This window comes from Tenacibaculum sp. 1B UA (assembly GCF_033978845.1).
GTDB lineage: Bacteria > Bacteroidota > Bacteroidia > Flavobacteriales > Flavobacteriaceae > Polaribacter.
Map to the genome: position 1 here is coordinate 17,898 of NZ_JAKVUA010000013.1, position 20,228 is coordinate 38,125.

Annotated in this window: 20 protein-coding genes and 1 pseudogene; 11 read left to right on the forward strand and 10 right to left on the reverse strand. The window is 31.5% G+C overall.

Annotated features, from left to right (window positions below; translation table 11 throughout):
• Nucleotides 1–60: 60 nt before the first annotated feature.
• Entirely contained in the window at nucleotides 61–1,038 is a 978-nt protein-coding gene (locus MK851_RS10735; RefSeq protein WP_320243828.1) for a YheT family hydrolase, read from the reverse strand.
• A gap of 99 nt (nucleotides 1,039–1,137) precedes the next feature.
• Here MK851_RS10735 and MK851_RS10740 point away from each other — a divergent pair, with 99 nt between their 5' ends.
• Complete coding sequence (locus MK851_RS10740) at nucleotides 1,138–1,890, forward strand: CDP-alcohol phosphatidyltransferase family protein (RefSeq protein ID WP_320243830.1); 753 nt, start codon at nucleotides 1,138–1,140, stop codon at nucleotides 1,888–1,890.
• A gap of 556 nt (nucleotides 1,891–2,446) precedes the next feature.
• On the opposite strand, the pseudogene lptB reads toward MK851_RS10740, so the two are convergent.
• The 4 genes and pseudogenes from lptB to MK851_RS10760 all read right to left on the reverse strand — a co-directional run.
• Nucleotides 2,447–3,181, reverse strand: a pseudogene (gene lptB, locus MK851_RS10745) (LPS export ABC transporter ATP-binding protein); the annotation flags it as partial.
• Nucleotides 3,182–3,268: 87 nt separating this feature from the next.
• Entirely contained in the window at nucleotides 3,269–3,616 is a 348-nt protein-coding gene (locus MK851_RS10750; protein ID WP_303508322.1) for a carboxymuconolactone decarboxylase family protein, read from the reverse strand.
• Nucleotides 3,591–4,412, reverse strand: coding sequence for a twin-arginine translocase subunit TatC (gene tatC, locus MK851_RS10755; RefSeq protein WP_320243833.1), 822 nt, complete (start codon nucleotides 4,410–4,412; stop codon nucleotides 3,591–3,593). The genes MK851_RS10750 and tatC overlap by 26 nt, the downstream gene beginning before the upstream one ends.
• A 1-nt stretch (nucleotide 4,413) precedes the next feature.
• The gene (locus MK851_RS10760; protein WP_320243835.1) at nucleotides 4,414–5,385 is read right to left on the reverse strand and encodes a KpsF/GutQ family sugar-phosphate isomerase; all 972 of its coding nucleotides are present in this window, start codon (nucleotides 5,383–5,385) and stop codon (nucleotides 4,414–4,416) included.
• A 146-nt stretch (nucleotides 5,386–5,531) separates the two neighbouring features.
• Here MK851_RS10760 and MK851_RS10765 point away from each other — a divergent pair, with 146 nt between their 5' ends.
• Genes MK851_RS10765 through MK851_RS10775 form a run of 3 tightly spaced genes read left to right on the forward strand, consistent with a single transcriptional unit; the run spans nucleotide 5,532 to nucleotide 8,765 of the window.
• Nucleotides 5,532–7,727: an ATP-dependent DNA helicase RecQ gene (locus MK851_RS10765; RefSeq protein ID WP_320243837.1), complete on the forward strand. Its 2,196-nt coding sequence runs from the start codon at nucleotides 5,532–5,534 to the stop codon at nucleotides 7,725–7,727.
• 16 nt (nucleotides 7,728–7,743) lie between these two features.
• Nucleotides 7,744–8,172: a VOC family protein gene (locus tag MK851_RS10770; protein WP_320243839.1), complete on the forward strand. Its 429-nt coding sequence runs from the start codon at nucleotides 7,744–7,746 to the stop codon at nucleotides 8,170–8,172.
• The gene (locus MK851_RS10775; protein WP_320243841.1) at nucleotides 8,172–8,765 is read left to right on the forward strand and encodes a YdeI/OmpD-associated family protein; all 594 of its coding nucleotides are present in this window, start codon (nucleotides 8,172–8,174) and stop codon (nucleotides 8,763–8,765) included. Before MK851_RS10770 ends, MK851_RS10775 begins: the two co-directional genes overlap by 1 nt.
• Here the strand turns inward: MK851_RS10775 and MK851_RS10780 are convergent.
• From MK851_RS10780 to MK851_RS10800, 5 genes are read right to left on the reverse strand one after another with little or no spacing between them, the layout of a single operon-like run.
• The gene (locus tag MK851_RS10780) at nucleotides 8,762–9,133 is read right to left on the reverse strand and encodes a DUF4258 domain-containing protein (protein WP_115901364.1); all 372 of its coding nucleotides are present in this window, start codon (nucleotides 9,131–9,133) and stop codon (nucleotides 8,762–8,764) included. The genes MK851_RS10775 and MK851_RS10780 overlap by 4 nt on opposite strands.
• A gap of 37 nt (nucleotides 9,134–9,170) precedes the next feature.
• Complete coding sequence (locus tag MK851_RS10785) at nucleotides 9,171–10,367, reverse strand: alanine dehydrogenase (RefSeq protein ID WP_320243843.1); 1,197 nt, start codon at nucleotides 10,365–10,367, stop codon at nucleotides 9,171–9,173.
• Nucleotides 10,368–10,373: 6 nt separating this feature from the next.
• Nucleotides 10,374–10,787 carry a tRNA (adenosine(37)-N6)-threonylcarbamoyltransferase complex ATPase subunit type 1 TsaE gene (tsaE, locus tag MK851_RS10790; protein ID WP_320243845.1) on the reverse strand — a complete coding sequence of 138 codons (414 nt, stop codon included), beginning with the start codon at nucleotides 10,785–10,787 and terminating at the stop codon, nucleotides 10,374–10,376.
• Nucleotides 10,788–10,828: 41 nt separating this feature from the next.
• Nucleotides 10,829–11,410, reverse strand: coding sequence for a DUF1287 domain-containing protein (locus MK851_RS10795; RefSeq protein WP_320243847.1), 582 nt, complete (start codon nucleotides 11,408–11,410; stop codon nucleotides 10,829–10,831).
• A 30-nt stretch (nucleotides 11,411–11,440) separates the two neighbouring features.
• Nucleotides 11,441–12,988 carry a bifunctional response regulator/alkaline phosphatase family protein gene (locus MK851_RS10800; RefSeq protein ID WP_320243939.1) on the reverse strand — a complete coding sequence of 516 codons (1,548 nt, stop codon included), beginning with the start codon at nucleotides 12,986–12,988 and terminating at the stop codon, nucleotides 11,441–11,443.
• Between the two features lie 152 nt (nucleotides 12,989–13,140).
• On the opposite strand from MK851_RS10800, the gene MK851_RS10805 reads away from it, so the two are divergent.
• The 7 genes from MK851_RS10805 to sucD all read left to right on the forward strand — a co-directional run bounded on the left by MK851_RS10805 (nucleotide 13,141) and on the right by sucD (nucleotide 20,169).
• A complete protein-coding gene (locus MK851_RS10805; protein ID WP_320243849.1) occupies nucleotides 13,141–14,373 on the forward strand; it encodes an HD domain-containing protein in 1,233 nt (410 codons plus the stop codon).
• Nucleotides 14,374–14,438: 65 nt separating this feature from the next.
• Complete coding sequence (lpxD, locus tag MK851_RS10810; protein ID WP_303508292.1) at nucleotides 14,439–15,479, forward strand: UDP-3-O-(3-hydroxymyristoyl)glucosamine N-acyltransferase; 1,041 nt, start codon at nucleotides 14,439–14,441, stop codon at nucleotides 15,477–15,479.
• Nucleotides 15,472–16,863 carry a bifunctional UDP-3-O-[3-hydroxymyristoyl] N-acetylglucosamine deacetylase/3-hydroxyacyl-ACP dehydratase gene (locus MK851_RS10815; protein ID WP_303508288.1) on the forward strand — a complete coding sequence of 464 codons (1,392 nt, stop codon included), beginning with the start codon at nucleotides 15,472–15,474 and terminating at the stop codon, nucleotides 16,861–16,863. Before lpxD ends, MK851_RS10815 begins: the two co-directional genes overlap by 8 nt.
• Before the next feature lies 1 nt (nucleotide 16,864).
• Nucleotides 16,865–17,650 carry an acyl-ACP--UDP-N-acetylglucosamine O-acyltransferase gene (gene lpxA, locus MK851_RS10820; protein ID WP_320243852.1) on the forward strand — a complete coding sequence of 262 codons (786 nt, stop codon included), beginning with the start codon at nucleotides 16,865–16,867 and terminating at the stop codon, nucleotides 17,648–17,650.
• 45 nt (nucleotides 17,651–17,695) lie between these two features.
• Nucleotides 17,696–18,262: an elongation factor P gene (gene efp, locus MK851_RS10825; protein ID WP_303508284.1), complete on the forward strand. Its 567-nt coding sequence runs from the start codon at nucleotides 17,696–17,698 to the stop codon at nucleotides 18,260–18,262.
• 39 nt (nucleotides 18,263–18,301) lie between these two features.
• Nucleotides 18,302–19,222 (forward strand): UDP-3-O-(3-hydroxymyristoyl)glucosamine N-acyltransferase, encoded by a 921-nt coding sequence (locus MK851_RS10830; protein ID WP_320243854.1) that lies wholly within the window; start codon nucleotides 18,302–18,304, stop codon nucleotides 19,220–19,222.
• Between the two features lie 74 nt (nucleotides 19,223–19,296).
• The gene (gene sucD, locus MK851_RS10835; RefSeq protein WP_303508278.1) at nucleotides 19,297–20,169 is read left to right on the forward strand and encodes a succinate--CoA ligase subunit alpha; all 873 of its coding nucleotides are present in this window, start codon (nucleotides 19,297–19,299) and stop codon (nucleotides 20,167–20,169) included.
• The last annotated feature ends 59 nt before the right edge of the window (nucleotides 20,170–20,228 follow it).

The window sequence follows — 20,228 nt, forward strand, 5'->3', positions numbered from 1 at the left end:
GGTGTTTTACAAATATCATAAATACAATTAACATAACTAAAGCTTTTTAATGTTATTGTTTTAGTATGTTATTCCGATAGTTTCTCGAATAAAATGAGCTATTTGTTGTTCTAACCATCTGTTTTCTGTGTTAGAAAAAGAAGACATAAAACCAACATGACCACCATAGTTAGGAGTTAGTAAATAGAAGTTCTTCATTTCTTTTGCTTCTTTTATAGGGTAACACTCTTGTGATAAAAAACTATCATTCAAGGCATTTATAAGTAATGTAGGAACTTTTATTTCTGGAATAAAGGGTTTTGCACTTGCTTTTTGCCAATAATCTTCCGAACTTTTAAAGCCAAAAATAGGAACTGTATATTGTTTTTCTAAATGTCTGAATTTACTTGCTTTGAATAAAAGCTCTTTGTCGAGCTGAAAAACAGGAAACTTTTCGGCTTTCTGTAACAGTTTTAACTTCATAGTACGTAAAAACTCATTTAGGTAAATTTTGTTTTTTAGTTTGTTTAATTCAGCTTGAGAAGAAGTTAAATCTACAGGAACAGATACAGCTATTCCTCCTTTTACTTCTGAAGGTATATCGCTATATTCTCCTAAGTATTTTAAAGTTAAGTTTCCTCCTAAACTAAAGCCAATGATTATAATGTTTTCATAATTATAGCTACTTTTTAAGTACTTAATGACAAAATCAACATCGTCTGTTTTTCCACTATGATAAGTCTCTAAAAGTACATTATCTTCTCCGCTACACCCTCTTAAATTCATACAAACTGTGTCAAAGCCTATTTTATTTAAATGATTAGATGTTGTAATCATATAATTTGACTCTGAACTACCTTCTAATCCATGAATTAATAAGACGAGTGTTTTAGATTCGACTAAAGAAAAGTCTAAATCGATAAAATCAGCATCCCAAGTAGTAATTCTTTTTCGTTGGTAATTAATTGTATCTTTCATAAACAAAGGACGATATACCGTATTAAAATGTGCATTTCTAAAAGGTAAACTGGGAGAAAATGTTTTGGTAATTATAGGCATGTTTTTCGTACTAGCGGTTTTTAACAAATATGATAAAAAAAGACTTAAATGTAAAACTGATTAAATGATTTCTTATTTTCGCTATAAATTAAGAATACTATGAATATCAAAAAATATATCCCCAATTTACTGACTTTAGGAAATTTGTTATGTGGTACTATTGCTACTGTTTTTGCTATTAAAGGTGATTTTTTTGCAACAGCTGTTTTAGTTATGTTAGGGATTCTTTTTGATTTTTTTGATGGATTTGCTGCGCGTATGTTAAAAGTACAAGGTGAATTAGGAAAACAGTTAGATAGTCTAGCGGATATGGTAACGAGTGGGGTAGTACCAGGAATTGTAATGATGCAAATGCTAGTAAATGCTTTAGATATTGATGCTGTTGGATACTTTGGAGTTGATGAATATGGAGTAACAGGAAGTAATTTGCCTTATTTAGGGTTGTTGTTAACATTAGGAGCAGGATATCGCTTAGCGAAATTTAATATTGATGAACGACAGTCGGATAGTTTTATAGGAGTACCTACACCAGCAATGAGTTTGTTTGTTATCTCTCTACCTTTGATTGCTCAGTTTGATCAAGAGTCGTTTTTAATAGGTTTAATCGAAAATCAATACTTTTTAATACTAATTACAGTATTATTTACATATTTAATGAATGCTGAAATTCCGTTATTTTCTTTAAAATTTAAAAACTTTTATTTTAAAGATAACGTGATTAAGTATGTGTTTTTAGTTTTATCAATTATATTAATTATCACTTTAAAAATAGTAGCAATTCCAATGATTATTCTTTCTTATGTGGTATTGTCTGTTGTGAGTAATTCAGATAAAAAACTTTCTTCAAAATAGAATTCAAAAAAAATAAGGTTACATCTTAAATGAAACAAAAAAAACACGTTGATTATCAACGTGTTTTTTGTTTTGATTTTGAAAGTTATTTTTAGGTATTTTTTTGAGGTTCAAAAATGTTACTTATAAAATGGTAATTGTCTAAAGATATTTTATCTTCAACAAAGGCTTTATCCATCAATTTATTTTTTGAAAACTCTCCGTTCTTATACACATCCCAGTTCTCGTTGTTTCTATTGGTTAATGTAACTCTATCTGAATCTATTTTAAAGTTACACCAATCGTTATAATTGGCTATTTTTTTATAGCTATGATCAGACACTTTAATATTCCCTTTTACATTTAAACCTTCTATATCAATACATAAATTACAGAAATTAATGAAACTCATACTATCCGCAGGTATAACAAGAAATGAATTAGTATTCCCTTTTTTTCTATATAGCTTAAAACCATCTTTTAAGTTGTGGTTATGATAAACTTCAGAGAAAGAAGAGAAAAGATCATCTTCTTTAGCATTTTCGATAATGAAATGGTTTTGTGTTACAGCTTGATTATCAAATTTTTTCTTTTTAAGCTCAAAATCCTTTCCAAGATACACTCTACGAACAGTTTCATCTTCAGCAAGTTCTTCAGGAGTTCCTTCTTTTAAAATTCCTCCATTATACATTAAGTAAGTTCTATCAGTAATCGCTAGGGTTGCTTGTACATCATGATCGGTAATTAAAATACCAATATTTTTATTCTTCAATTGTGCTACAATTCCTTGAATATCTTCTACAGCAATTGGGTCTACACCAGCAAAAGGCTCATCTAATAAAATGAATTTAGGATCAGAAGCTAAACAACGTGCTATTTCTGTTCTACGACGTTCACCACCTGATAATAAATCACCACGGTTTTTACGTACGTGTCCTAAACTAAACTCATCGATTAACTCCTCTAAACGCTGTTTTCTTTCAGTTTTAGTTCTGTCAGTAAATTCAAGAACCGACATAATGTTGTCTTCTACAGAAAGTTTTCTGAAAACTGAAGCTTCTTGGGCTAAATAACCAATTCCTTTTTGAGAACGTTTATACATAGCATCGGTAGTAATTTCTTCATTATCTAAAAAAATATGACCATCGTTAGGTTTAATCATACCTACAATCATATAGAAAGAAGTTGTTTTACCAGCTCCATTAGGACCCAATAACCCAATAATTTCACCTTGTTCAACCTCTAAAGAAATTCCTTTAACTACCTTTCTACTACCGTATATTTTTTGTATGTTGTCTGCTCTTAATTTCATTTATTATTGTTGAAAATGGAATTGTTTAAAGTATAAAAGTAATAAAACTGTTTCTTAAAAACTTCTTAAATCAATATAGGTATAAATTTAAGCGTCTTTTTCTAAAGCTTCCCAAAACTCTACAGCTCTTCGTAAATGTGGGATTAAAATAGTTCCGCCAACCAATGTAGCAATGCTCATGGTTTCCATCATTTCTTCTTTGGTTACACCGTTTTCGTAAGCTGTTTTTAAATGATAAGCAATGCAATCATCGCAACGTAGCACTGCAGATGCTACCAAACCTAGTAATTCTTTAGTTTTAACAGGTAAATGCCCTTCTGTAAAAGCATTGGTGTCTAAGTTAAAAATACGTTTGATTACTTTATTATCTGATGCTAAAATTTTTTCGTTCATTTTAGCACGGTAGTCGTTAAACTCTTGGACTTTTTGTGACATTCTTTTGTTGTTGTTTTAAGACAAATTTTGAAACATAAATACTCATTTCATATAAAATCATGATAGGTACTGATACAATTACTTGACTAGCCACATCTGGCGGAGTAATAATAGCAGATAATACCAATACCACGACTAATGCATGTTTACGATATTTTCGTAAAAACCCTGGTGTAATTAATCCTATTTTAGTTAGGAAGAAAATAACGACAGGAAGTTCAAAAAATATAGCAACACCCAATAATGTATTTGTAATAAGGCTAATGTAAGCCTCTAACTTAAAATTGTTTTGTATAGCGTCTGATATTTCAAAGTTGTAAAAGAAGTATACAGACATTGGTAAAATAACGTAATAGCTAAATAAAATCCCTAGAAAGAACAGAAAAGAAGAGGTGAAAATAAAACCTTTTGATTTTTTCCGCTCACTTTCGTGCAGCCCAGGGGCTATAAAACGCCAAAACTCCCATAAAATATACGGAAAGGCTACTACAAATCCTAAAATTAAAGAAGACCAAATCCCAGTCATTAATTGTTGAGTAGGGTTTAAAGCTTGTAGTGTTTGTTTAAATTTAATTGCGCAAAAACTACTATCAATTCCGATAGAAGAAAATACTTTACAAAAGAATTGATAAGTTGTAAAATCAGGTTTTAAATGAGCTAAAAGGATCTCATTAAAAACAAAATTAATGTTTGCAAAAATTACAATTGCAACAATAAAGATAGCTACAAAACTCCTCACTAAATGCCATCTTAGTTCTTCAAGATGGTCTAAAAAAGACATTTCTTTTTCTGCCATCTTAAAATATTCCTTCTTTAATTAAGTCGTGTAAATGTACTACACCTACATAATTGTTATTAGTATCAGTAACTAAAATCTGTGTGATATTGTTATTTTCTAAGTTATCTAAAGCTTCAACAGCCATGGCATCTACATCAATTGTTTTTGGTGTAGTACTCATAATATCTGTAGCGGTAAGCTCGTCTATTTTTGTCGTTTTACTTAACATTCTACGAATATCTCCATCGGTAATAATTCCTGTGATTTTGTCATTATTATCAACAACAGCTGTCACTCCTAAACGTTTTTCAGAAATTTCAACAATAACTTGAGTAACTTTATCGGTACTTTTTACTTTAGGTAATTCGTTGTTTTTAATAAGATCAGAAACTCTTAAATATAAACGTTTTCCTAAAGCACCTCCTGGGTGATATTTAGCAAAATCGCTACTAGTAAAACCTCTTAAGTCTAATAAACAAACAGCTAAAGCATCCCCTAAAACTAACTGAGCCGTTGTACTAGTTGTAGGAGCTAAGTTATTAGGGCAAGCTTCTTTACTTACATAAGAGTTTAGTAAAAAATCGGCGTTTTTTCCTAAGAAAGAATCAGGGTTTCCTGTTATAGCGATAATTTTATTGTTAGAATTCTTGATTAAAGGAACTAATACTTTTATCTCAGGAGTGTTTCCACTTTTAGAAATACAAATAACTACATCGTTATCCTGTACGTTACCTAAATCACCATGTATAGCATCAGCAGCGTGCATAAAAACAGCAGGTGTACCTGTTGAGTTAAAAGTAGCGACCATTTTAGTAGCAATATTGGCACTTTTTCCAATACCAGTTACAATAACACGACCTTTAGAATTAAATATGAAATTAACTGCGTCCGTAAACGAGCTATTTAATAATTTTGCTAAATTAGCAATAGCATTACTTTCTAAAAGGATAGTTTCTTTTGCTGTTGAGAGAATAGCGTTTGCGTCTTTCAAGTTAAAATTTTTTTAAGTATATTTTTAAAGTGTAAAAATAGGAATATTTGAGAAGAAAATCTTTTTTAATAAAAAGAAAGTTTACGTTATATATTGTTGGGAATTTTTGTAAATTAGTTCTCGTTTTTAATTTTTGATATTAGAAGATGAATAAAGAGCAGACGGATTTATATGGATCATTAAAAAAAATCTTCGGATTTAACCAGTTTAAAGGGCTACAAGAAGATGTGGTTAACAGTGTTTTAGAAAATAAAAACACATTTGTTATAATGCCTACTGGTGGTGGTAAATCGCTATGTTATCAATTACCTGCCTTAATGAAGGAAGGTACAGCAATTGTGGTGTCACCATTAATTGCCTTAATGAAAAACCAAGTAGATGCCATTAGAGGGATTTCTGAAAATCATGGAATAGCCCATGTATTAAATTCTTCCTTAAATAAGTCGGAGATTGCCCAAGTAAAATCAGATATTGAAGCAGGAATTACAAAATTATTGTATGTAGCTCCTGAATCTTTGATTAAAGAAGAATATGCTGAGTTTTTAAGAAGGCAAAAAATATCGTTTGTAGCAATTGATGAAGCGCATTGTATTTCTGAATGGGGACACGATTTTAGACCTGAATACAGGAATCTACGAAACATTATTAAACAAATTGATAATGTGCCAATTATTGGTTTAACAGCAACTGCAACGGAAAAAGTACAAGAGGATATTCTTAAAACTCTTGGAATGACAGATGCTAACGTGTTTAAAGCATCTTTTAATAGAGCAAACTTATTCTATGAAGTTAGACCAAAAACAAAAGATGTAGAAAAAGATATTATTCGTTTTATAAAACAACGAATAGGAAAATCTGGAATTATATACTGTTTGAGTCGCAAAAAAGTAGAAGAAATAGCACAAGTTTTACAAGTAAATGGTATCAATGCAGTTCCTTATCATGCGGGTTTAGATGCTAAAACACGTGTAAGGCATCAAGACATGTTTTTAATGGAAGATTGTGATGTTGTAGTAGCTACAATTGCTTTTGGTATGGGTATTGACAAGCCAGATGTTCGTTTTGTAATACATCATGATATTCCTAAAAGCTTAGAGAGTTATTATCAAGAAACAGGTAGGGCTGGTCGTGATGGAGGAGAAGGTTATTGTTTAACATTCTACTCGTATAAAGATATTGAGAAGCTTGAAAAATTTATGGCAAATAAGCCTGTAGCAGAGCAAGAAGTAGGGCATGCACTCTTACAAGAAGTGGTTGGATATGCAGAAACTTCAATGAACAGGCGTAAATATTTGTTACACTATTTTGGAGAAGAGTTTGATGATGTAAATGGAGATGGTGCAGAAATGGATGACAATATGCGAAATCCTAAGAAAAAGAATGAAGCTAAAGATGAAGTTGTAACCTTACTTTCTGTTATAAGAGATACTAGCGAAATGTATAAACCAAAAGAAATTGTAAACACAATAATTGGTAGAGAAAATGCATTATTAAAGTCTCACAAAACAACTGCTCAGCCTTTTTTTGGTATCGGTAAAACAAAAGATAACCATTATTGGATGGCTTTGATTCGTCAAGTATTAGTGGCTGACTTAATAAAGAAAGAGATAGAACAATATGGTGTTTTAAAACTAACTAAAGAAGGTAAGGAGTTTATTAGTAACCCAATTTCCTTTATGATGACTGAAAATCATGTATATAAAACTGCAGATGACGGTACAATTCTAACTATCGAAAAATCAGCAGGAGGAGTAGATGATAAGTTAGTAGTTATGTTGAAAGACTTAAGAAAAAAAGTGGGAAAACGTTTAGGAGTTCCGCCATTTGCAGTTTTTCAAGACCCCTCTCTAGATGATATGGCACTTAAATACCCGGTAACATTAGATGAATTAGGAAAAGTTCATGGTGTTGGAGAAGGTAAAGCTAAAAAATATGGTAAAGATTTCGTTGCACTTATTACAAAATATGTAGAAGACAACGAAATTATGCGTCCGGATGATTTAATAGTTAAGAGCACAGGAGTTAATTCTGGATTAAAACTTTATATCATTCAGAATACAGATAGAAAATTACCTTTAGATGATATTGCTAAATCAAAAGGTTTGGAAATGTCTGAGTTAATAAAAGAAATGGAAGCTATTGTTTTTTCAGGAACTAAATTAAATATTGATTATGCTGTTGATGATTTGTTAGATGAAGATCAGCAAGAAGAGATTCATGATTATTTTATGGAAGCTGAGACAGATAAGATTCAAGAAGCTTTAGATGAGTTTGATGGTGATTACGATGATGATGAATTGCGATTAATGCGTATTAAATTTACAAGTGATATCGCTAACTAAAAAACTCAAAAAAGATATGCAAGCAAGTACTTATTTACATTTTAATGGGAACTGTAAAGAAGCAATGACTTTTTATGCAGATGTATTAGGAGGTGAAATGACGGTATTAATGCAGTTTAAAGACGCTCCAGAAGAGGTTTGTAAAAATATTCCAGAAGAAGCAATGGAATTAACAAAGCATTGTACTGTAGAAGCAGGTAATTTTTCTCTTAAGGCATCTGATTTTTTTAATGAAAAAGAGGAATTTACTAAAGGAAATAATTTTGCAGTAAATATAAATACAGAAGATGAAGATGAAGCGGTTGCTATTTTTGATGGACTTTCTACTGGTGAAGCTTTCGTAATGATGCCTTTTGAGGAAGCTTTTTGGGGCGGTAAGTTTGGAATGTTACGAGATAAATACGGTATAAATTGGATGATATCTTTAGAGGAACAAATAGTATAATGAATATTAAAGTAACACAATATATACAAGATAAAAGTAATTGGGCGCAAGAGTTAAACCTCTTGCGTTCTGTTTTTCTTGACCTCCCTCTTGAAGAAACTATTAAATGGGGATCTCCTGTTTATGTGTATAGAGGGAAAAATATAGTAGGCTTATCAGCCTTTAAAAACTATTGTGGTTTGTGGTTTTTTCAGGGAAGTTTTTTAACTGATAAAGAAAAGGTATTGGTAAATGCTCAAGAAGGAAAAACCCAAGCAATGCGTCAATGGAGGTTTAAGGAATTAAATGAAATTAATACAGAATTGGTTAAGCAATATGTATTAGAAGCTATTAAAAATTCTGAGGAAGGAAAAGAACTAAAGCCTAAAAGGAATACGAAACCTTTAATTATTCCTAAAGAGTTACAGTTAACATTAGACAAAAATGATAGGTTAAAAGAAACTTTTAATGAGTTTACCTTGAGTAAACAAAGGGAATTTTCTGATTATATTTCCGAGGCAAAAAGGGAAGTAACCAAAGTAAAACGACTCGAAAAAATAATTCCGATGATATTAAATAGAGTAGGTTTGTATGATAAATATAAAAACTGTTAGTTAATCGTAATTTTATTAATTGTAGCAGTTGAGTCACAACGTATAATATATAAGTTAATGTGACTTAAGCTGTCTTTTCCAGTAATAAAGTACTCAGCACATGGTTTTAAACGAGGCTTGCTTTTTCCAAAAGCAACATCTCCATGGTTTAAAATAGTAGAAATAGTAGCTGTATCAATTTTTGAAGTAGCTAATGTTTGTTGAGCACTGTCAGAAAACAAACGTTTTTTTATTCTAATGGTTTTTAAAGTACGAGCATCCATTCCATAATCAAAAGAAACATCTTTACCTTTCCAAATAAAAAGTACCACTAAACTCCCTAAGGCAATTCCTATTAAATAATACCCAAAACGTTTTAACAAATGCATAATTTAAAATTGAAATGCAAAAGTAAGTAAAATCAAATTACAAAATCAATAAATTAATATCTCTGTAAGGAAGTTCAAACCAGTCTGCTACAGTTTTATTGGTTAAAATTCCGTGGTAGAAATACATTCCGTTACGTAAACTTTTATCAAACCGAGCTGCATTTTCAAAACCTCCTTCTTCTGCAATTTCTAATAAATAAGGTGTAAAGATATTACTAATAGATACAGATGCTGTTCTAGAGTATCTAGAAGGAATGTTAGGAACACAATAATGAATTACTCCATGGTTAGCAAAAGTAGGGTTACTATGTGTGGTAACTTGAGAGGTTTCAAAACAGCCACCTCTATCAATACTAACATCAACAATAACAGCTCCATCTTTCATTTGTTCAATCATTTCTTCAGTAACAACTACAGGAGAACGATCTTTTCCTCTAAGAGCTCCAATAGCAACATCGCAACGCATTAAAGCTTTTTGCAATGTTTTAGGTTGAATGGTTGACGTATAAATAGGAGCTTGTACACACGATTGTAAGTTACGAAGCTTTGTTATTGAATTATCAAATACTTTTACACGTGCACCTAAGCCTACTGCTGCTTTAGCAGCAAACTCTCCAACAGTTCCTGCTCCCAGAATAACAACATCAGTAGGAGGAACGCCCCCAATATTTCCTAGTAATAAACCATTCCCTCCGTTAGAAGCTGTCATAAGTTCTGCAGCTATATGCATAGAGGCAATTCCAGCAATTTCACTTAACGACTTTACAATAGGAAATACGCCATGTTCATCTTTGATATAATCAAAAGCAATTGCAGTTACCCGTTTTTTAGCGAGCGCTTCAAAATACTTTTTATCTTGTGTTTTTAATTGTAAGGCAGAAATTAAAACTGTTTGGGGATTTAACATCTGAATTTCCTCTAAAGATGGTGGTTCTACTTTTAGTACAATATTACAAGTAAAAGCTTCTTTTACGTCGTATGATATTTTTGCACCAGCGTCAGAATATTCTTTATCGCTATAATTAGCTCCTTCACCAGCACCAGTTTCAATTACAATTCTATGTCCATGGGCAACTAAAGCAGCTACAGCATCGGGAGATAAACTAATTCGTTTTTCTTCAAAATGAGTTTCTTTTGGCAACCCTATAAATAAATCTCCTTTTTGCTTTTTAATTTCAAGCATTTCGGTTTGTGGCATTAACTGCTCTTTGGTAAAAGGTGAAATAGAACCCATCTAAATTTAGTTAGTTTTTAATTGAATGTTTCGTAGCCCATTTTCTAGCAAGCTAATTGATATTGAAACAGTATCTAAAGGTAGTAAATTTTTAACATTTTCAGGCCACTCAACTAAACACCAATTATTACTGTATAAATAATCTTCAATTCCCATATCATACGCTTCTTCTTCGTTTTCAATACGATAAAAATCAAAATGATATACTGTTTTGTTTGAGATAGTTTTGTATTCATTAACCAATGAAAAGGTAGGAGAGTGGGCAATGTCTTCTACCCCCAAAACGTTGCATATTTCTTTAATTAGGGTTGTTTTACCAACTCCCATTTCTCCATAAAAAAGCAATATTTTATGTTGGGTAGTAGCAATAATCTCTTTAGCTATTGCTGTTAATTCGTTTAGAGAATAATTTCTGTTCATAAGTAGCAAAAATAGGAAAGAAGATTATTAATTACTATAGTTTATTTGTTCTTATATCTGTAGTGACCAATAATTTTAAAATTGAATAGACAATCTTCTAAAACTTGACCTAGTCCAATATTATGAACAATTAAATATCGTTTATTATTGGTTGGTGATTCTTTAGAAGAAACTATGCCAATATGAGTTAAACCTCCTTCCAAGTTCCAACAAACAATATCTCCAGGTAAATAATTATTGGGGTTTAAAGTGATTTTTTTAACTGTTCCTTTTCTCTTAAAAAAAGTCATTAAATTAGGTACCCTTCTATGATCTATGTTAGTATCCGTTCTTTTAAGTCCCCATATTTTAGGGTATAAAGAAAAGTTAGCTTTCATATCTTCGTGAACTTCTTGCTGTAAATCTATTCCTAATTTACGGGAAGCACGAATAATAACATCAGTACAAACTCCTTTGCCTTTAGGAATATCTCCTTTGGGATAAGGTATAGAAAAGTAACTTGGGTCATAAGTAACTTTATTTTTTGTTAGTTCTAAAGCAGCAAAAGAAAGTTTGTTTTCTTGAGCTTGTAAGGAGTAAAAACAAGTAAAAAAAGCGAAAAACAGTATAAATTTAATTTTCATTTCAAGACAATTTTTAAAATAAGTTAAAAACTATTTTGGATTATAAACAGCACAAGGAATGATAACTTCTTCTAATGAAATTCCTCCATGTTGATACGTGTTTTTATAATACTTAACAAAATGATTATAATTGTTTGGGTACGCAAAAAACAAATCTTCTTTAGTGAAAATAAAAGGACTATTAATAGCTATTGTTGGTAAAAAAATGTCTCTTGGATTTTTAACTGCATACACGTCTCTATCTTCATAACTTAGGCTTCTACCCGTTTTATAACGTAAATTTGAGCTGATGTTCTTGTCACCAATAACTTTTGTAGGATGCTTACAGTTTATAGTACCGTGGTCTGTTGTAATTATAAGCTTTTGTCCTAATTTTTGCGCTTTTTGAATAATGTCGTAAAGCGGAGAGTTTTTAAACCAGCTTACAGTTAAAGAACGATAAGCTTTATCATCGCCAGCCAATTCTTTTATAACTTCCATTTCTGTTTTAGCATGCGATAACATATCTACAAAATTATATACAACAGCTGTTAAATCGTTTTGTTTAGTTCCGTTGTAGTTATCTGCTAATTCTTTACCACTTTTTAGAGAAACTATTTTGTAATATTCATGTGTAATATTTAATCCTAAACGTTTTATTTGATTGTCCAAAAAATCAGCTTCAAATAAGTTTTTTCCTCCTTCCTCTGTATCATTTCTCCAATAGTTTGGGTGTCTTTTTTCCATTTCAGAAGGCATTAACCCAGAAAATATAGCATTTCGTGCGTATTGAGTTGCTGTTGGTAAAATGCTGTAGTAAGAATATTCGTCTTCCTTTTTAAAATAATTATTAATAAAAGGCTCTAAGACTCTGTATTGATCATAACGAAGATTATCAATTATGACCCATAAAACACCTTGGTCTTTTGATAAGTTTGGGACTACATAATCTTTAAATAAAGTATGTGAAAAAGTAGGTTTATTGTCTCCTGTTAGCCAACGTTGGTAGTTTTTTTTAATAAACTTAAAAAACTGCGAGTTAGCTTCAGATTTTTGAGATTCCAAAATCTCTAACATTCCAGTATCATTAATATTTTCTAACTCAAGTTCCCAGTGAACAAGTTTTTTGTAAAGTTCAGCCCACTCTTCATAAGAATTAACCATAGCTAAATCCATAGAAATTTTTCTAAATTCTTGTTGGTAGCTAGATGTTGTTTTTTCTGAAACTAAACGAGAGTGGTCTAAATTCTTTTTTAAACTCAATAATATCTGATTAGGATTTACAGGCTTGATTAAGTAATCTGCAATTTTAGAGCCAATAGCTTCTTCCATCAAATATTCTTCCTCGCTTTTGGTAATCATTACCACAGGGAGGTTTGCATTTTTTTGTTTGATTTCAGAAAGCGTTTCTAAACCGGTAATACCAGGCATATTTTCATCTAAAAAAACAATATCAAAATTATTTTCGCTAGCCAAGTCAATGGCATCTGTACCATTGGTACATGTGGTAACTTTATACTCTTTTTTCTCTAAAAATAATATATGTGGTTTCAATAGGTCTATTTCATCATCTACCCATAGAATGTGTATGTTTCTCATCATAATTTCCAACTTATTTATTACCTAAATAACGGTTAAAAGTAGTTTTGTTGTGTTTATAAAAGCTAAAAATACGTTAATTAAACGCTGGTTAATTTGGTTTTGTAGATAAATTATGATTTTTTTGTTTAAAATTCAAGGATTTATACATTTTGAAGAAATCAAAAACCAACAAATTAAAGATAATTAATGACCCTATTTATGGGTTTATCTCTATACCAAATTCACTAATTTTTGATATTATCGAGCACCCATATTTTCAAAGGTTACGTAGAGTAACACAGATGGGATTATCAAATTTAGTATATCCTGGAGCTAACCATACACGTTTTCATCACGCAATAGGTTGTATGCATTTAATGCAAAAAGCAGTACATGTGTTACAAATGAAAAATATTGAAATTTCAGAAGAAGAAGCAAATGCTTTGTATATAGCTATTTTGTTACATGATATAGGTCATGGAGCATATTCACATGCGTTAGAACATAGTATTGTGAATGAAATTACTCATGAAGAAATTTCATTAAAATTTATGAAAGCTTTGAATGATGAATTTGAAGGGAAATTAAGTTTGGCTATTCAAGTATTTGAAGGAAAGCATCCACGTAAATTTTTATATCAATTAATATCGAGTCAATTAGATATTGACCGATTAGATTACTTAAAAAGAGATAGTTTTTTTACGGGGGTTGCTGAAGGAAACATATCATCAGACCGTTTAATAGCAATGATGAATGTAGTAGATAACGAATTAGTTATTGAGCAAAAAGGGATTTATTCGGTAGAAAAATTTGTTATAGCTCGACGTTTAATGTATTGGCAAGTGTATTTACATAAAACAGGTTTAGTAGCAGAAAACCTTTTAGTTAGTATATTAAAAAGAGCAAAGGAGTTGGCTACGAAAGGGGTAGAGCTTCCTTCTAGTAGAGCTTTAAAGTATTTTTTATACAGTCCAATAAATAAAGAAAATTTTTCAAGTAAAACATTACAGATATTTTCTGAGTTAGATGATTATGATGTTTTATCTGCGATAAAAGAATGGAAAAATCATGAGGATTTTGTGTTATCTACATTAGCAACAAAAATTATAGACAGAAGTTTGTTAAAGATTGAAATTCAAGAGAAACCATTTACTGAGGAGTATATTGAGAAAAGGCGTGGAAAGCTTAGAAAGCTTGTAGAGTTAAGCGAAAAAGAACTTGAGTATTTTGTTTTTTCAAATAAAATAAAACATCAAGCATACAATACAAAGAAGCCTATAAAAATTTACACAAAAAAAGGCAAGTTAAAAGATATAGCAAAAGCATCTGACCAGTTAAACCTTAAAGCATTAACAAAGCCTGTAGTGAAATATTACCTGTGTTACCCAAAGAAAATAAAGTAGATGAATACTTAGAAACAAACTCTAATCAAGAAGTATTTGAACAAAAATAATTACTTTTGCAGATAATGAAATTTACAGCAAAACAAATAGCCGATATTTTAGAAGGAGAGATTGAAGGGAATCCGGAAGCTGAAGTATCTACACTTTCTAAGATAGAAGAAGGGACAACAGGTTCATTAACCTTTTTATCTAATCCTAAGTATAACTCATATATATATACAACCCAAGCATCGGTAGCTATTGTAAATAAGAGTTTTGTTCCTGAAAAGGAAATAGAAACAACTTTGATAAAGGTTGAAGATGCATATAAATCATTTTCAAAACTCTTAGAGTTTTATAATGAGGTAAAGAACAATAAAGTAGGGAGAGAAAATCCTCACTTTATAGCTGATTCAGTAACCATAGGTGATAATGAGTATATTGGAGCTTATGCCTATATTGGAGAGAGTGTGGTATTAGGTAACAATGTGAAAATATACCCTAATTCTTACATTGGAGATAATGTAAGAATTGGAGATAATACAGTTGTTTTTGCAGGAGTAAAGATATATTCAGAAACTGTAATAGGAAAGAATTGTAAAATTCATTCAGGAACAGTAATAGGAGCAGATGGTTTTGGTTTCGCACCAAATGAAAATGGAGAATATAAGGCAATACCACAAATAGGAAATGTTATTATAGAAGATAATGTTGATGTGGGGTCTAATTCGACTATCGACAGAGCTACTCTAGGATCAACAATAATTCGTAAAGGAGTAAAGTTAGATAACCAGATTCAAATAGCTCATAATGTTGAAATAGGTAAAAATACTGTGATAGCTTCTCAAACAGGAATTGCAGGATCTACCAAAATAGGGGAGAACTGTATGATTGGGGGGCAAGTAGGTATTGTTGGCCATATAACTATTGGAAACAACGTAAAAATCCAAGCTCAATCAGGAATAGGGAAAAATTTAAAAGATGAAGAAGTTGTACAAGGGTCTCCAGCTTTTGGCTATTCAGACTATAGTAAGTCTTACGTACACTTTAAGAATTTACCAAAATTAGCATCTACAGTACATAAAATAGAAAAAGAGTTGAAGGCTCAAAAAGTAAAAAATGAGTAAGAAACAAAAAACAATACAAAAAGAAGTTAGATTATCAGGTGTTGGATTGCACACAGGTAATGAGGTTAACATGGTTTTTAAACCAGCACCAGAAAATCATGGATTTGCTTTTAAGCGAGTTGATTTAGAAGGAGAACCAATAATAGAAGCAAAGGCGGATTATGTAACGAATACGCAAAGAGGAACAAACCTTGAAAAGAACGGAGTGCAAATACAAACTTCTGAACACGTTTTAGCAGCAGCTGTTGGTTTAGATATTGATAATTTATTAATAGAAATTAATGCTTCTGAACCTCCTATTATGGATGGGTCTTCTAAGTTTTTTATTGAAGCTTTAGAAAAAGCTGAAATTATTGAACAAGAAGCTGAAATAGAAGAGTATGTGGTAAATGAAATTATCTCATACAAAGATGAAGTAACAGGAAGTGAAATTATTTTGATGCCAGCAGATGAGTACCAAGTAACTACTATGGTAGACTTTGGAACTAAAATTCTAGGAACTCAAAATGCTACATTAAATACAATCACTGATTTTAAAGAAGAAATATCAGCAGCAAGAACATTTAGTTTTTTACATGAAATTGAAATGTTGTTGGAAAACGATTTAATTAAAGGAGGAGATTTAAACAATGCCATCGTTTACGTAGATAAGGGATTGTCTGAGAGTACAATGGAAAAGCTTAAAAAAGCCTTTAAAAAAGATAATATAACTGTAAAACCTAATGGAGTATTAGATAACTTAACACTACATTGGGCTAATGAAGCTGCACGTCATAAATTGTTAGATGTGATTGGAGATTTAGCTCTAACGGGTACTCGAATAAAAGGAAAGGTAATAGCAAACAAGCCAGGACACTCAGTAAATACTACATTTGCGAAGAAGTTAGCTAAAATTATAAAAAAGGAAAAGAGAAATAATATTCCTTCTTATGATTTGAATCAGCCACCATTAATGGATATTCATAAAATAATGGATATTTTACCTCACAGACCACCGTTTTTGTTAATTGATAGAATTATAGAGCTGTCTGATCAACATGTGGTTGGAATGAAGAATGTTACTATGAACGAGAATTTTTTTGTAGGACATTTTCCTGGAGCACCAGTAATGCCCGGAGTTCTTCAAGTAGAGGCAATGGCACAATGTGGAGGAGTTTTAGTCTTAAATACAGTTCCAGATCCTGAAAATTACTTAACATATTTCATGAAAATGGATAATGTTAAATTTAAACAAAAAGTATTACCAGGAGACACATTAATTTTTAAAGCAGAATTAATTGCACCAATCCGTAGAGGTATTTGTCATATGCAATCTTACGCCTATGCTAACGGAAAGTTAGTGTGTGAAGCAGAGTTAATGGCACAAATTTCAAAAGTAAAGTAATATGAATCAACCACTTGCGTACGTACACCCTCAAGCAAAAATAGCTCGTAATGTAGTTATAGAACCTTTTACAACGATTCATGCGAATGTAGAGATAGGTTCAGGAACATGGATAGGTTCTAATGTAACCATTATGGAAGGTGCGCGCATCGGTAAAAACTGTCGAATTTTCCCTGGAGCAGTTATTTCAGCAATTCCTCAAGATTTAAAGTATAACGATGAGGATACAGTTGTAGAAATAGGAGATAATGTTACTATACGAGAATGCGTTACTATTAACAGAGGGACTTCAGATAGAATGAAAACTGTTATAGGTGACAATTGTTTAATTATGGCGTATTGTCATATTGCACACGATTGTAAAGTGGGAGATAATTGTATTTTTTCAAACAATTCAACTTTAGCAGGTCACGTAACTGTTGGAGATAATGTAGTACTTGCAGGTATGGTAGCAGTACATCAATTTGCCTCAGTAGGTAATCATGCTTTTGTTACAGGAGGATCGTTAGTTCGTAAAGATGTACCTCCTTTTGTAAAAGCAGCAAGAGAACCGTTATCATACGTGGGAATTAATTCAGTAGGGTTGAGAAGAAGGGGTTTTACAACTGAAAAAATTAGAGAGGTTCAAGATGTTTACCGTATTTTATTTCAAAAAAACTATAACAATTCTCAAGCGATAGATATTATTGAAGCTGAAATGGAAGCAACTTCTGAGCGTGATGAAATTATTCAGTTTATCAAAGATTCACACCGCGGAATCATGAAAGGATATTTTAAAACAAATTAATTATTAAAATTGCACTTATAAGAGCAACTATAAAAGATCAAATAAATGGCATCAACATCAGATATTAAAAAAGGATTATGTATAAAATATAATCACGATATATTTAAAATTATTGAGTTTTTACACGTAAAACCAGGTAAAGGACCTGCTTTCGTTCGTACAAAACTTAAAAGTGTTACTTCAGGAAAAGTGATAGACAATACTTTTTCAGCAGGTCATAAAATTGAAGATGTACGTGTAGAAACACATAAATTTCAGTATTTATACCCAGAAGGAGACACGTATCACTTCATGAATACAGAAGATTATAATCAAATAACACTTCAAAAATCAACATTAGATGCGCCAGATTTAATGAAAGAAGGTGAAGTGGTTACTATCTTAATTAATACTGAAGATAATATGCCATTATCAGTAGAAATGCCATCACACGTTATTTTAGAAGTAACTCATACTGAACCAGGCGTAAAAGGTAACACAGCTACGAATGCTACAAAACCAGCTACTGTAGAAACAGGAGCAAGAATCAATGTACCTTTATTTATTAATGAAGGTGACAAGATTAAAATAGATACGGAAAAAGGCGCTTATACAGAGCGTATCAAAGAATAAATTTAATATTCCCGCTTTAGCGGGAATTTCTTTTTAAAGATGAAATTTAAACAACCTCAAACTTTAGAGCAAATAGCAGATTTATTAAATGCTGAATTTGTTGGAGAGAATAGTTTTCCTATTACAGGGATTAATGAAATTCATGTCGTTGAAAAAGGAGATATTGTTTTTGTAGATCACCCCAAATATTATGATAAGGCACTAAACTCAGCAGCAACTACAATATTAATAAACAAAAAAGTAGATTGTCCAAAAGGAAAATCACTACTAATTTCTGAAGATCCTTTTAGGGATTTTAATAAAATAACTAAACATTTTAATCCTTTTATAGCCTCAAAGAAAAGTATTGCTGAGTCAGCAGTTATCGGAGAAGGTACTATTATACAACCAAATGTATTTATAGGAGAAAACGTAACAGTTGGTGAAAATTGTTTAATTCACGCAAACGTATCAATTAACAGTAATTGTGTGATAGGTGATAATGTAACAATTCATGCCAACACAGTTTTAGGAGCTGATGCTTTCTATTATAAAAATAGACCAGAAGGGTTCGATAAATTAATATCTGGAGGTAGGGTGATACTTGAAGATAACGTAGATTTAGGAGCCTCATGTACTATAGATAGAGGGGTAACAGGCGATACTCTGATAGGTGAGGGATCAAAAATTGATAATCAAGTTCATATTGGGCACGATACTGTTATAGGAAAAAAATGCTTAATTGCTGCACAAACTGGTATTGCTGGATGTACAGTGATTGAAGATGAAGTGACAATTTGGGGGCAGGTAGGTATTGTTAGCGGCTTAACGATTGAAAAGGGAACCATTTTAATGGCGCAAACTGGGGTGTCAAAGTCTCTTAAAAAAGGAATCTATTATGGAACACCTCAAAGAGAATATAGACAAACATTGCGAGAAGTTATCTATTTAAAAAATGCAACAAATAAAGAAAAAAAGTAACCTAAAATTAATTGTGAAAACACAATTAAAAAGTTATTTTTGTCTGTCTTAAAAAATAATAAAAAAGCAAACCAATGAGTGTTTTAGTAAATAAAGATTCAAAAATTATAGTTCAAGGTTTTACAGGAAGCGAAGGAACTTTCCACGCTGGCCAAATGATCGATTACGGAACAAACGTAGTTGGTGGTGTAACACCAGGTAAAGGAGGTCAAGAGCATTTAGGTAAACCAGTTTTTAATACAGTTGATGAAGCTGTAAAAAAAGCAGCAGCTGATACTTCAATTATTTTTGTACCACCAGCATTTGCTGCTGACGCTATTATGGAAGCTGCTGAAGCAGGAATTAAAGTAATCATTTGTATTACTGAAGGAATTCCTACAGCTGACATGGTAAAAGTAAAAGCATATATTGATCAGTTAGATTGTACTTTAGTAGGGCCTAACTGTCCAGGTGTTATTACTCCAGAAGAAGCAAAAGTTGGAATTATGCCAGGGTTTATCTTCAAAAAAGGTAAAGTAGGTATTGTTTCTAAATCAGGAACTTTAACATATGAAGCTGCTGATCAAGTTGTAAAACAAGGATACGGAATTACTACTGCTATTGGTATCGGTGGAGATCCAATTATTGGAACTACTACTAAAGAAGCAGTTGAATTATTAATGAATGATGATGAAACTGAAGCAATCGTTATGATTGGTGAAATTGGGGGAAACTTAGAAGCTGAAGCTGCACGTTGGATTAAAGCTGACGGAAATCGTAAACCAGTAGTTGGTTTTATTGCAGGACAAACTGCTCCAGCAGGTAGAACAATGGGACACGCAGGTGCTATTGTTGGTGGTGCCGATGATACTGCGCAAGCAAAGATGAAAATTTTAGCTGAAAATGGAGTACACGTTGTAGAGTCTCCTGCTAAAATTGGAGAAATGGTAGCTAAGGTTTTAGCATAATAAACACTTATATATAAAAATAAATTCCCGTTTTTTAACGGGAATTTATTTTTATATTT